The following is a 13,120-nucleotide window of genomic DNA, read 5'->3' as shown; positions in this document are numbered from 1 at the left end:
CTTGCCGTTTATAAGGGTTTACGCGGTGAGTTCACCCCACCGCATAAGGTTTTTCTAGTGCACTCAACCCCACACCGTTGCGTTTAATCACTTTAAGCTGAGTAGGAATACGCTCTTTCATGGCTTCAATATGGCTTATCACACCAATCATTTTTCCACTGGCATTTAGGTTATCCAGTGCATCAAGGGCCACATCTAAAGTTTCAGCATCAAGGGTGCCAAAGCCTTCATCTAAAAACAGCGAATCAATACTGGTCTTGTGACTGACCAAGTCAGATAAAGCTAATGCCAGTGCAAGGCTCACTAAGAAACTTTCTCCGCCAGACAGGGTTTTGGTGTCTCGCACTACGTCACCTTGCCAGGTGTCTAATACACTTAAACCCAACCCTTCGTTTTCTTTTCGAATTAGCTGGTAGCGACCGTGTAATTTATTAAGCTGCTGATTTGCAAGCTGCACTAAGTTGTCCAAAGTAAGTCCTTGGGCAAAACGTCTGAATTTGTCGCCACTGGCCGAACCAATTAACGAGTGCAGGTAGGTAATATCATCGTAATAGGCCTCAAACGCGGCCATCTCATCAACAAGCTGCTGCTGCCTTTCTCGGGCTTGATTGTTAGCGCTTAGCTGCTGTTCAATTTGCCCTAAAGACGATAACAGGGTGTCACGCTGCTGAGCTTGCTGGGTAATTTTCGTATCGAGCCACTGTGCACCGTGCTCTTCTAACTCGCTCTGCCACTGCGCTGCATTAGCATGGGCTTTTAGCGATTGTTGGGTAGCTAGCGCGTTTTCTAGCTTTAAGTCCGCTTGTTGTTTTTGCTGAGTTAATCGCTTTTGCAGTTCAAGCAAGGTGTTGCGGGTATCTTCGTCTAAAAGGGCATTGCTAAACGCGTGCTCATCAGCAAATGGGCTGCTCGCCAACTGACGGCTAAAGTGCTCTGTTGCCTCTGAAAGTGCCTGCTCTTTTTCGCGCATTTGCTCATTAAGCTGGGCAATTTCTGCTTCTAAACGAGACAAAATAGTGTCCGTTTGTTGCAGGCGAGATTTGCATTCATTTACATTTCGCTCAGCGTGTTCTTGGGCAGCGCTTGCCTTATTTCTGGTTTCAGCAATATTGCCTTCAGGGAATACGGTTGAGCGCGAGTCTCGCAGCGCCTTTAAACTATTATCTAGCTGCACAAGCTCTTCGCATAGGCCCTTAAGCTGACTCTCAGCGCTTTCGATATCACGATTGACCACAAGCAAGGTGCTACTTACCCCTTGCAACTCATCTTTAAGTTTGGCGTGTAGCTGATGATTGTGTTTATAAGTTTTTAGCGCTTCGGCTTTTTCATTTAACCACGTGGCAATTCCATCAATAGCCAAGTTGTGAATGTCAGCACCGTGCGCCGTCATAGTTTCGCTAAGCGCTAAAATACCACCGTTAACCCTTTTTATTTTACTCTCTAACTCTGTATTACGTTCGTTAAATTGCTTTTCCAAGGTTTCGCGCTGCTGCAGAGAAACTGCAAGTTCTGACTGTTTGCCTTGTAATGCCTGTTGCGCTTCATTTTTAGCCTGCAGTGCAGCATTTAGAGCTTGCTCGCACTCTTCTAAACGGGTTAATTGGGCACTAATATCATCAAGACGAGTTTTAAACTGCTCCGTAAATTGAGAGACGCTTTGCGATGTATTAATGTCGACCTTTTCAAAGCTCGGTATATCAGCGCTAAGTACGCTTGAAATCTGCTGCCACTTTTCTAGTAGCGTATCTCGTTGCCCGCTTGCCTGTTCTAGCTGCTTATTAACCTGAGCAAGCGTGAATTCAGTGTGTGTAACGCTTTCTTTTGCCCGCGCCCCTTGCTGCTCAATATCATCTAACTGCTGCTTTAAGCTATCTCGCTTTTGAATAGTTTCAGGTACATCAATCGCCACGCTAGACGTGGTGTGTTCGTTAGCCCCACAAACAGGGCACGGCTCGCCACTTTTTAGCTGGGCGCGAAGGTGCGCCACTTCAGCATCTAGGGCGATAAGCGCCTCTATGTCTTTTAAATTACTGCGGGTTTGTCTGTAGGCGTCAACCAAGGCTTGGCGCTCAGATTGCTGCTGAGCTAGTTGCTTCGCTAAGTCTTCCTTTTGCGCACCCAGCGATACTTTGTCTTGCTCTAGTGCCAAATATTGCTGTTGAATATGCCCTAGCTGTAACACGTTATCCCAATGATGGAGCTTGGTATCGCGCTCTTGCTGAAGGCTTGCTTTGCTGGTTGCAATAGCACTATTAGTATCAGTTGGTTTGTCAGATAGCGCGGCCTGAAGTGCCTTTTCGCACTTGGCAACTTGCGTGTTTTTGTCATCGAAGGTCTGCGTTAAGGTGTTTAACGACTCATTTGTTTTTGCGATAGCGTCATCTAGGGATGAAAGCGCCTGACGATCATTTTTTACGCTTTGTGTCAGTCTTTCTAACTGCTTCTGATCATGTTCAATATGGCGCGCCGTTTCGCTCCAGCCACTTATAAACTCCGCTATGCCGCTAAGTGAATGATGTTCACGTAAGTAGGTTTCCAGTTCACCAAGTTTGGTCTTGTTATCTGCCGAAGCGTTTTCGATTTCTGTGCGCTTTAGCGTTAACGCGTTTATTGACTGCCTTAAACGTGCCGCGTTTTCGTTTGCTTTTTGCTGTTCAGTAGTGAGCTGCGCTATTTGGTTATCTAGCGGAACTACCTGCTCGTTTATGCGCTTTTCAAGGTCACTGCTTTGTTGTTTTGTAAGAACAAACGCTTGTTCAGCGTTGGTTACTTCCAAGCTGAGCTGTGCCTTTTGCGTTTTTAAGTCGGGCAACTGGGCTGCTTTCCCGTCAAGCCTTTCTTTATAACGGGTTACGTCTTGCTGAAGGGCGTTTCTTTGCAAAAATGGCAGGCGAAGCTTTTCAGCTGGCTCACTTTGGGTTAGGAGCTCAAGCTCATGCTTCGCCTCATTGATGGCGTTATTCGCGGTCTGCTGCGCTTCACTAGCTTCTTTAATGGCGAGTTCGTTAGCGTTAAACGCTTGTTGCCACTGCTGTTGCTTTTGTAACTGAACAAGTGTTTGGTTAAACGCTGCGACTTGACTCTTGGTTTGTGCTTGCTCTTCTTCAAGCTGGGTGATTTGCTCGTCGCTAAGCAAGGTTACGCCTTCTAGCTTTATTGCAAACTCTTTTTTCTTTTGTTTAGCGTCACTAAATTGCTGATGTACTGCCTGTGATATCTGCCCGTAAATTTCGGTACCAGTTAACTCTTCAAGCAGCTCGGCTCGGTCGGCCTCGTTAGCATTTAAAAACGCAGCAAAATCCCCTTGCGACAGCATCATCGACTTGGTGAAGCGGGCAAAATTAAGGCCGGTTAGCTTTTCAATCTCTTCACTTTTTGGCCGCACTTGAGTCGCCAATACCTTGCCGCTTTCAACTTCGGCTAGCTCAACATCAGCACTTTGCAGGTTACCGTCAACTTTCCCTCTGGCGCGACGCATACTCCAAAACGCACGGTATGCTTTCCCCTTAATATCAAACTCAACCTCCGCCAAACACTCCGCCGTGCCGCGGGTCATGATGTCGTTGTTCGACGTTGAAATTGGCCCCAAGCGAGGGGTTTGGTGATAAAGCGCTAAACAAATGGCATCAAGTAGCGTGGTTTTACCCGCCCCTGTTGGGCCAGTTATGGCAAACAGGCCATTGTCGACAAACGGCGACTGGGTGAAATCTATCTTCCACTCCCCTTTTAAGGCGTTTAGATTTTTAAGGCGTAATGTCAATATTCTCATTGTGTTACTCGCCTTTGTTTTCTGTTGTGTTTGCCAATGAGGTCTCTACTGGTACTTCGGTATCTTCATCATTGGTGTGCACTTGCTCTACTGCTTCATTGAACAGCTGCCTTATCCGGTTTAAGCGTGAAGCGCTTTTCTCTGAACCGGCTTGTTCCATTGCTCGGGTGCTTTGGTCGTCATCTAGCAGGGTTGCTTGTGCCGACTCAGTTGGTGCCGACTCACTTGTTGTATTATCTTCTATGCTCTCCAATGCCAAACGCGCTTCAAATACATCGTTTACCGATAGTTCGCTAAGCTGGACGTTTTGCTTTTCTGTTAGGCTATTTACCGTGCGCTTACGCTTGCGTTTCAACTGCAAGATTTCAGCGTTTTTTCCCTCTAACAACCCCTGAATACGCTGCTGCAAATCAGTCAGATAGTCTTCTGTTTCAACTTCAATGCATAACCACACTGGGTCTTGAGGGCTAATGGCGTTATCCGTTGCGCTAACGGCATCATCTGTTTGAGAAGCCAACGTGATGGCATCGCTTTTATTAATGGCCGCCTCAATCGCTTTTAAGTCGCCTTTTATTACTTCCATGGCCTGAAAGCGCGGTACCGGAAGCGTTGAAATAGTTGGCGTTGTACTTTCAGATTCAAACGTTACCAACACCACTTGCTTTTGCGTGTTTAGTTCATCAAAACTTAGCGGTATGGGCGAGCCTGAGTAGCGAATGTGTTCTGTTTTAGCCACTTTCTGTGGCCTGTGAATATGCCCAAGTGCAATGTAATCGGCGGGCGGAAACCCTTTGGCGTCAAAGCCTTCAAGGGTACCAATGTAAATATCACGCACACTTTCTGACTGACTCACGCCTAAAGCAGTTAAATGCCCGGTAGCAATAATAGGAATGGCAGCACTATTTTTACTGCCCTGTTCTGCTTGTTTTTCTTCAATTGAAGCGCGCAGTGACAGGGCCTCATTGTAAAGCGCCCCATAATGTTGCTTTATCGCATCGCCCAGTGCTTGACGCTTGTCAGTGGCGCTTTGCCCTGCCTCACTGACAAGCACATCACGTGGGCGAATAAAGGGTACGGCACACAGTACGGCACTGGGCTGCCCATTGCGATCGTTAAGCGTAATGACTTGTTCACTTAAATCGCCATACGTACTGGCTATTACGTGGCTATTTAAGTATTTCAGTAGCGCCTTACTTTCGTTTAATACCGACACTGAATCGTGATTTCCCCCCAGCACCACCAATGTACACTGCATGCCCTGTAGCTCACCAATAAACGCATGGTAAAGCTCTCTGGCGTAGCTAGGCGGCGTGCCCGTGTCGAACACATCACCCGCGACAATAATCGCATCTATTTGATGCACTTCTACTTGTTGAAGAAGCCATTTAAGGAAAGCGGCATGTTCATTTTTGCGACTTTTCGTAAAAAAACTCTGACCTAAATGCCAGTCAGACGTATGCAATATTTTCATGTAGAAGAGAACCAGGCTTGTTGCATTGGAGATAGAGATGCGCATTCAGTGCAATGCGGCTGTTGCCAAGATGTGTATATAGTTCTACACACCTTAAGGCAACTATAGAGATTTTGTGCTTTTATGACAACGCTTTGATAGCGTCATTGCTTGTATGAAATAGTTATTTCTGCGTACTGCTAGTCGAGAAAAATGATGTCATAAAGCGCGCATTGTGGAATATGCTAGCTTGTTCTAAATAAGGGCGAGGTAAGCGCACATTAAACAGGCTGATAAATGTTATCCCAGTAATCATCGAGTGTATTCACAACATCGTTAAGCGCCCGCGCTACAAAAACATCGCCGTCTTGTTCGACTAGTTCCATGTCCACCAGCTTATTAATAGCGTCAGTAACGTCGAAGTCGAGAGGACAATCAAGCTCTTCTGAAAAGTAACTTTCTATCACACTATCAAGGGTGGCTAATGTCATGCCGCCCGCTGCAATCTCTTTTTCTGAACGTGATGCGCCAAATGCGGCGGAGTTTTCAGAAAAGGCTTCACTACACTTCAGCAAAAATGTGTAGGCCAACAATGCTTCCTTGCAGTCTTCTTCCTCTGCAGCATCAATTAATGTATGAAACACGCCTGCGTTATTGTCTAAATTTTTAAAATAGAGATTGTCAGACAAGGCTTTCATAAAGCGTATTTTTCTGTTTTTAAACTTAGTCCATTCTTTAAAGACAAAGCTTCCGAACACAGCCATGCCAATGCCAAAAGTGATTAGACTTTGCTTTGTCAGCTCCACTTCGTCGTCTTTAAAGCCAAGCCAAAATGCGAGGAAAGACGCCATGAGAAGTAACGACGCGCCTAATTTAGTCACCAGCACTACGGTGCCACCTATTGCCGCCGATGCACTAATAATCAACTTATCTAGCGGGCGCATTTTAACTTCACTGTTTGGAAACAGCATTTCCAAGTCTGCTTTAGGTACGTTTTGAAAAAGCTTTACTATGGTTGAGCCAGGTTTAAAGGTAGCTGGTATTTGCCCTTTCTCTTTAAAGTAAGATTCATCTTTAAAAGTAATATACACCGCTACTTTGTCGTAGTTAGTAAACGACACCTGCTTTTTTCGCAAACCGAAAAAAGTACGTATAGTTTCAGTTTTTACCGACTCTCCACGCCGGTAGAACACCACATCCTCAAAATCGTCAAAACTAACCGCAAGACGCACTTTAAACAGCGACTCTTCGTTTAATGCTGCATCTAAATCGTCGTCTGTAACTTTTTCAAAATTAGCTGCGTTTAAGAGGCTAGCAAACCCCTTGGCAAACGTTCTTTGGCTCTGCTTACGCACCCTTTCATCCGCAGGCTGTAATTCACGTGTATCTTTATTTGGGTCGAAATGACTGTAGCTATTTTTCAATGCTTCCAATTGTTCATGATACTTGTAGTGAATACGGCTCACTAACAAGGTTGAGAAAGTACGGAAGCTTTCTGACTCATGAGCGAGTAAATTTTCACACAGGGTAATGACGTCGCGTTTGCGAAAAGGAATAAATCGTTCTAGAGGCATAGATGGTCTTATGAGTATTATTACTTCTTGTTCGATGTGAATAGTTACCTTAGTGTGAGAAAAACACAACAGTTCTAAGCGGAATTAAGCCAAATGGATAAGCCGCAAGTGCGACTTACGTCAAAAAGCCTTGCGCTGGATAACAAGTATAAAGAGCTGTTGAGAATCAATAGCCTGCTCTTTGCAGATTAACTCGTTTGGCATTGCTGAAAGTTATAAATGCATAATTACTAAGGTTCACTTTTTCAGAGCGCTCTTTAACTCTTTGCGGTATTAACGACATTAACAATATGCAGCTGTTAGGTGCTGACATGCAGCGATATACTGTTCCCCGCCTCCACCACACTGGTAGACAAACGCCGAAACCATCAGGTCATTTTTTTTCACTACCCTTTTATCTAACGCCGACGCTCTACTCTGGTTGTGAAACTCCCCATTTATTAATATCGTCCATAACACTACTTCTTGAGATTTCCAAGTTAGCATGTCCCTTCATTTACCAATAAAACCTAGCTGATTAAGCTTAAATAAAAAATTAACTTCGCTTACAATGCGCTGATGACTTATCCCGTTCCCGCCAAACAGGTTGAAACCCTGTACGAAATTAAGAAAAGCAAATTCATTGCTTGTGCCGGCTTTGCGAATTCTCGAGAAAGCGCAATGGCGCTGTTAGATAGTGTTAAACAACAGTATCCAGACGCACGCCATCACTGCTGGGCCTATGTTTTTGGAAACCCCAGTTCACCAAGCAGCGCGGCAATGGCCGATGACGGAGAGCCCAGCGGTACTGCCGGGAAACCCATATTAAATGTACTTCAGCACAAAGATATCGGTGACATTATGATTATCGTTACGCGGTATTTTGGCGGCATTAAGTTAGGTGCAGGAGGCCTAGTAAGAGCTTACTCTGCTGCCGCTCAGCAGGCCATTGATGCCCTTGAGATCAGGCAAGAGGTCAAACTGGAACCGTTACGGGTAGACATAGATTTCAAACACGAACAGTTCGTGCGTCATCTGGTGGAGCAAGCACAGGGCAATATCGCGAACTGTGATTACGGAAGCAGCGTCAAAATAGACGTCGAATTGCCGCTAGATGCATTAGAAGACTTTAAAAAGCAAATGGCACCTATTGCATTTTCGGTATCAGAAGAGAACGAGTAAGTGCCTGCAAAAACGTGATTTACGAGGTATTCAGGGGATGGGACTTAAACGTCTAAGCAGTCGGCTCTAGTACTCACCAGAGCCTTACCTTGTAACCATGAGCTGCCCATACTTACCCTTTGTAAGTACCTCTAATAGGGTAGTTGTTATCTGGGTTACGGATAAACTCTAAGCCGGAAACAAGTTGCTCTAAATCTGGGCGCACGAAAGGTGCGTTAGCAATTTCCGCAATATGAATTTCATTTTTCTCATTTAATACAAACAACGCAGGTTCAGCGAAATTATGGTCGGTTTCTTTTTCTGAGCGAGGTGTTGAAATATATAGCCCAAGCTTCGCCATATCTTCTTGAGAAAGCCCATAGGCAATAGGGTAAGTAATTGACAGCTCTTCTAAATGCTCATCAAGTTGTGCTTTGCTGTCGCCACTTACGGCAACCACATCAATATTTACCTCGCGAAGGCGACCTTTGTAGTCTTCCAATTTATTCAGAAATTTTGTGCATATCGGGCAGTGTTTACCGCGATAAACAACCACCACCTTCCAGTCACATCCCTCATCTTTATTAGTCAGTGACACAGATTCATCGGTAGACAGAGTAACTGAAACGTCGGGAAACGTAGTTGCTGGATGCATTTTTTGTGTATACATAAAAGCTCCTTAAAAGAGGGGTTTAATCCTTCAACATACAAGCGATATCGCGCGATATTCCGCCATGAACCGCAATATACTTATACACATCAAAGTAAGGCTTAATACGTTGTACCCAATGTTCAGATCTTTTCTTTGAACAAATGTTCAGCTTTTCGTTGTTTCAACCCATTCTTATTTTGATGATACACACGGGCATAAAAAAACAGCTCGGGTGAGCTGCTTTTCTATTTAACTACGTTTGCAAAATCGGCAGCAGTTAACAATTAACCTTTGCTGCCGCTACCTGCCAAACGAAAGTCTGTTTATCACGACCCACTCAGGTGAGTCAGATAACCTCTTAGTTCACAAAGCCTTCATTAGCTTTCACCGTAAGTGGATGATATCCCGGCTTCGCTTCTTCAAACGCACGCTTAGCAAATGTCTTGCCTTCAGGCGTTTTTGAAAGCTCGCGGTAAAGGGGTTTAACTAGCTTGTTACGCCCTATCGACACCAAGTAGCTATACAAACGGTCATAAGCAGGCTGATAGTTATTCTGTACTGCGATCATCAACCAGCTATGAGCAATCTCATTGTTTTTAGTCGAGGTGAGCGAAAACGCAGAATCTAGTTCAGCCAGCTGTGCTTCACTTAGTGATTCAGGCATGTTGTTAAGGAAATATAACCACTCGTGTACAGTCCACTGCGCGGTTTCAATATCCGCCGCTATCACATCGCCAGAAAGCCAAGCGCTTCGCGTATCATCGATTTTGGTAAAGGCATCTGACTCTGGGTGTGGTGCGCCTTCAGGAATGCCAGGCTCAAAAATCCATGTGTGAATGCGATTCGCGTCCAGCTTGTCAGGGTATTGCTTTAATAACGTGTCATCTAAGTAAGCAATAAATGTGTCGGTAGTAATGCTCTTGAAAGCAAAGTCCTTAAAGTATTGCATTAAGAACGCATCAAAGTTTTCGCGGCCAATCTTCTGTTCAATTTCACGTAAGAACAGTGCGCCTTTTTCGTAGGGAATATTTGAGAAAACATCGTCCGGATTGCGACCACGAAGGTCGATAGCCAGGATCTCATCATTTTCCTCTAATGCAGCAACATCATTCTCCAGGTCTTGATAACCGAGCACCGCTTCTTTTTTGAAACGATCGTGACCGTAGATCATTTCCATAATTCGGTAAGTTAAGTAGGTTGTGAAGCCCTCGTTTAACCACAGATCGCGCCATGTAGCGTTTGTTACCGTGTTACCAGACCAGCTGTGCGCCAGTTCATGGGCAATTAGCGACACTAAACTTTTATCACCAGCAATAACCGTTGGCGTGATAAACGACAAGCGAGGGTTTTCCATACCGCCAAACGGGAATGACGGCGGAAGAATTAGCAGATCGTAACGGTCCCACTGGTAAGGCCCATAGGTTTCTTCTGTTACTTCTAACATCGCCTCTGTGTCTTCAAATTCTTTCGCTGCACTTTCAAGTAGCGCAGGCTCAGCATACACACCGGTACGCTCACCCATGGCTTTAAATTCTAAATCACCTATAGCCAACGCAATAAGATACGAAGGGATAGGCTGCGGCATAGTGAACTCATATTCACCATCGCGCTCGGTGGTTGGGTCGTTAGACGCACTCATTACTGCTAATAACGATTCAGGTGTTTTTATAGTTGCGTCATAGGTTACGCGCACTTGTGGCGAGTCTTGAAGCGGAATAAAGCTTCGTGCGTGAACTGCTTGTGCCTGTGTAAACAGGAATGGGTGCTTTTTACCTGCCGTTTGCGCTGGCGTTAACCATTGTACGCCAGAGGCTTCGGGTGAAGTTGAATACGCTACCGTTACTGAGTTTGCCGCACTTGGTAGAGTAATCGTAAGAGGCGTGCCTAAATCAGGGTCAGTCTCTCCCATTTCAAAGGGAACGCTTTCTCCCTCTACGCTAACACGCTGAATCTCTAAGGCTCGCGTGTCCAATACTAGCGTATTGTTTTCAGGCTTCGTACGCTCAACATCAAGGGTCACTTCACCAACGAGCTGCTTCGACTCAAAGTTTGCGGTTAAATCTAAGCTTAAGTGCGTAACCCGAATTTCATTAGGGTTAGCAAATGAGTGGTAATCTACACCAGAAGCAATACCTGCATCGGTGTGCTTAGCCGCATCTGCACTAGCCTTCGAAGTAAACGCAACGGCTTGCTCGTTTTCTGTATTTGGTGAATTTGAACTGGCGTTATCACTGCACGCGAACAACACGGGCGCGCATACGAATGTAGCCAGTAATCCGTATTTTTTCATATAACTTCCTAAAGGATGATTGATACTGTTTTAGTGTACCAAGCCGTTATATGACTGGCGACTCTAATTCGAAGAGCTGCCTTTTACCTGCGCTATAATCCAAAACATTATACTTCCAAAACAGCACGGCGAAATTTGATGCGTCACTTCAATATCAAATAAATGTGAGTCTAACCGTGAAAACTGGCGCTATGTTTTCAAAAGATAGGAGTACTTTGCACAAATAAATACGCCCGCTGTGGCGGGCGTATTTGATTAACTTGCTGCCGTATCGTTAAGCTAAGGCAATGTCTACTTCTATGTTACCGCGAGTCGCGTTTGAATACGGGCATACTTGATGGGCAGTATCCACCAAGCTTTGCGCTTGCGCCTTATCCATGTCGCCTAAATCTACTGTCAGTTTTACTGCAATAGCAAAGCCTTGCTCAATGGGGCCAATAGCTACGTCGCCCGTTACACTAATGTCGTCGGCCAGCTTAATCTTTTGTGACGCAGCCACATGCTTGAGTGCACCAATAAAACACGCAGAATAGCCCGCCGCGAACATTTGTTCAGGGTTTGTGCCTTCTCCACCAGCGCCACCTAGCTCTTTAGGTGTTGACAGTTTCACGCTTAGCTTGCCATCGCTCGACTTCGCAGTACCTTCACGACCGCCTGTTGCTGTTGCACTTCCGGTATAAACGACTTGTTGAAGCTTATGCATAGTTGCTCTCCTCATAGGTTTGTCTAAACAAATACTTTGCATGCAAATTAAATTAACACCGAACCAACTTGCAGATCAAGTATTTTGTATGCAAAATATTGTATTGATGTAAAGCGGTATTGGGGTTAGGTGCTATGTCAGAATTATTGAAGTTAGAAAATCAGCTATGTCATCGTTTTTATACGTTGTCGAACGCATTTACGCGTGCTTACCGCCCTCTACTAAAGGCGCTGGATATCACCTACCCTCAGTATGTAACCTTAATGGCGTTGTGGGAAAACGACGACATCACCATTGCCGAACTTTTAGATAGAACCGCAATCGACGGTGGTGCTATGTCGCTGATCCTTAAAAAGCTAGAGGACAAGGGCTTCTTAGTGATAACTAAGGATGAAGCCGATAAGCGCGTTAAACGGGTTAAACTCACCGAAATGGGGAAAGAAAAAAAGACCATAGCAGAGGAAGTACCTGCTCAGATGTTATGCAAACTTAATGGCATGACTGCAGAAGAGAGCCGCACCCTGAAATCCCTATTAGACAAATTGGGCGGCTGTTTTGAAAACGCGGATTTTTAGCGCGGTATTGTAATCTTATTGTCATCACATTGTTTAGCTAATCTGTTATTATTTTTGTATTGAGCGAACAAGTGTGCGCTATAATTGTCTCAATTGGCGTAGTAATATGGCGACCTTGTTTTTACCCAATATCTAGATGAAAGACAAAGTGTTCGCAGGTTTTCTTTTGCTGCAAAGGACGCCTAGTGACTTGTAATTAATTAGCTTTAGTGGCGTCTTCTACATATATTTTCAGAAATAAGACAGGAGCTGTGATGATCCGCGAACAGACTCAAACACCGGCAACACAACACTCGAAAAGCATTCCTGCAAAAGCTTACTCTGTTGTGGAGGAGTGGCTGAACAGCATTAGTCATGGGGTTGGCTTTATTGCTGCTATCGTGGGTTTAGTATTTATGTTGTATCGAGCGGAAGATACGCTCGCGTTAACCACTGCAGCTATTTATGGCTCTACACTCATTCTGGTGTTTTTAAGCTCAACCCTTTATCACGCTATTTCCCATCAAAAGGCAAAGGGATGGCTTAAGCTATTTGACCACAGCGCAATATACTTATTGATAGCAGGTACTTACACACCATTGTTACTGGTTTCGATTGGTGGCGTGTTGGGTATTACTATGACCGCGATTATCTGGAGCTTGGCAATTGGCGGCGTGGCGTTTAAGCTCGTAGCGCAACATCGCTTTCCCAAGGTATCCGTGATGACTTATTTGCTGATGGGATGGATTGCACTGGGTCTTATCTACCCTCTTTATGTCGCCCTTCCCGGTGCTGGCCTATGGTTATTGGTGGCAGGCGGGCTGTGTTTCAGTGTAGGCGTGTGCTTTTACGTGGCAAAAAAGGTAAAGTACACTCATGCAATTTGGCACATGTTCGTGATTGGCGGATGTAGCTGCCACTACTTTTCAATTTATTATTTTGTCGTTTAACAAAAGGCCCAAATTAAGCAGCTATGCCAAAACCATGT

Annotated in this window: 9 protein-coding genes; 3 read left to right on the top strand and 6 right to left on the bottom strand. The window is 45.0% G+C overall.

The features are described 5' to 3' along the window. Positions 1 to 31: 31 nt before the first annotated feature. From ACX5KA_RS15160 to ACX5KA_RS15150, 3 genes are all read right to left on the bottom strand, one after another. Complete coding sequence (locus ACX5KA_RS15160; protein ID WP_458731555.1) at positions 32 to 3,769, bottom strand: AAA family ATPase; 3,738 nt, start codon at positions 3,767 to 3,769, stop codon at positions 32 to 34. A gap of 4 nt (positions 3,770 to 3,773) precedes the next feature. Further along, on the bottom strand, positions 3,774 to 5,240 hold the full coding sequence (gene sbcD / locus ACX5KA_RS15155; protein ID WP_458731554.1) for an exonuclease subunit SbcD: 1,467 nt from the start codon (positions 5,238 to 5,240) through the stop codon (positions 3,774 to 3,776). A 260-nt stretch (positions 5,241 to 5,500) separates the two neighbouring features. Continuing rightward, positions 5,501 to 6,793 carry a TMEM143 family protein gene (locus tag ACX5KA_RS15150; protein ID WP_458731553.1) on the bottom strand — a complete coding sequence of 431 codons (1,293 nt, stop codon included), beginning with the start codon at positions 6,791 to 6,793 and terminating at the stop codon, positions 5,501 to 5,503. A gap of 558 nt (positions 6,794 to 7,351) precedes the next feature. Here ACX5KA_RS15150 and ACX5KA_RS15145 point away from each other — a divergent pair. Then, positions 7,352 to 7,954, top strand: coding sequence for a YigZ family protein (locus tag ACX5KA_RS15145; protein ID WP_458731552.1), 603 nt, complete (start codon positions 7,352 to 7,354; stop codon positions 7,952 to 7,954). Between the two features lie 112 nt (positions 7,955 to 8,066). Here the strand turns inward: ACX5KA_RS15145 and ACX5KA_RS15140 are convergent, their stop codons facing one another. The 3 genes from ACX5KA_RS15140 to ACX5KA_RS15130 all read right to left on the bottom strand — a co-directional run bounded on the left by ACX5KA_RS15140 (position 8,067) and on the right by ACX5KA_RS15130 (position 11,578). Further along, the gene (locus tag ACX5KA_RS15140) at positions 8,067 to 8,603 is read right to left on the bottom strand and encodes a redoxin domain-containing protein (RefSeq protein WP_458731551.1); all 537 of its coding nucleotides are present in this window, start codon (positions 8,601 to 8,603) and stop codon (positions 8,067 to 8,069) included. Positions 8,604 to 8,943: 340 nt separating this feature from the next. Next, positions 8,944 to 10,875 (bottom strand): M1 family metallopeptidase, encoded by a 1,932-nt coding sequence (locus ACX5KA_RS15135; protein WP_458731550.1) that lies wholly within the window; start codon positions 10,873 to 10,875, stop codon positions 8,944 to 8,946. 274 nt (positions 10,876 to 11,149) lie between these two features. After that, the gene (locus tag ACX5KA_RS15130; RefSeq protein ID WP_014997452.1) at positions 11,150 to 11,578 is read right to left on the bottom strand and encodes an organic hydroperoxide resistance protein; all 429 of its coding nucleotides are present in this window, start codon (positions 11,576 to 11,578) and stop codon (positions 11,150 to 11,152) included. A gap of 134 nt (positions 11,579 to 11,712) precedes the next feature. Between ACX5KA_RS15130 and ACX5KA_RS15125 the strand changes: the two genes are divergently transcribed. Together ACX5KA_RS15125 and trhA are read left to right on the top strand one after the other, a co-directional pair. Further along, complete coding sequence (locus tag ACX5KA_RS15125) at positions 11,713 to 12,153, top strand: MarR family winged helix-turn-helix transcriptional regulator (RefSeq protein WP_421712193.1); 441 nt, start codon at positions 11,713 to 11,715, stop codon at positions 12,151 to 12,153. A 254-nt stretch (positions 12,154 to 12,407) separates the two neighbouring features. After that, the gene (gene trhA, locus ACX5KA_RS15120; protein WP_458731549.1) at positions 12,408 to 13,082 is read left to right on the top strand and encodes a PAQR family membrane homeostasis protein TrhA; all 675 of its coding nucleotides are present in this window, start codon (positions 12,408 to 12,410) and stop codon (positions 13,080 to 13,082) included. Positions 13,083 to 13,120: the final 38 nt, after the last annotated feature.

The sequence above is a fragment of the Alteromonas alvinellae genome (genome assembly GCF_902705805.1).
The sequence above is the reverse complement of the archived record's forward strand: the minus strand, read 5'-3'. Positions and strand labels throughout refer to the sequence as shown.

Bases quoted from the DNA above. Each gene is read 5' to 3' on its own strand.
- ACX5KA_RS15160 (WP_458731555.1), bottom strand. From the start codon at position 3,769: ATGAGAATATTGACATTACGCCTTAAAAATCTAAACGCCTTAAAAGGG.
- sbcD (WP_458731554.1), bottom strand. From the start codon at position 5,240: ATGAAAATATTGCATACGTCTGACTGGCATTTAGGTCAGAGTTTTTTT.
- ACX5KA_RS15150 (WP_458731553.1), bottom strand. From the start codon at position 6,793: ATGCCTCTAGAACGATTTATTCCTTTTCGCAAACGCGACGTCATTACC.
- ACX5KA_RS15145 (WP_458731552.1), top strand. From the start codon at position 7,352: ATGACTTATCCCGTTCCCGCCAAACAGGTTGAAACCCTGTACGAAATT.
- ACX5KA_RS15140 (WP_458731551.1), bottom strand. From the start codon at position 8,603: ATGTATACACAAAAAATGCATCCAGCAACTACGTTTCCCGACGTTTCA.
- ACX5KA_RS15135 (WP_458731550.1), bottom strand. From the start codon at position 10,875: ATGAAAAAATACGGATTACTGGCTACATTCGTATGCGCGCCCGTGTTG.
- ACX5KA_RS15130 (WP_014997452.1), bottom strand. From the start codon at position 11,578: ATGCATAAGCTTCAACAAGTCGTTTATACCGGAAGTGCAACAGCAACA.
- ACX5KA_RS15125 (WP_421712193.1), top strand. From the start codon at position 11,713: ATGTCAGAATTATTGAAGTTAGAAAATCAGCTATGTCATCGTTTTTAT.
- trhA (WP_458731549.1), top strand. From the start codon at position 12,408: ATGATCCGCGAACAGACTCAAACACCGGCAACACAACACTCGAAAAGC.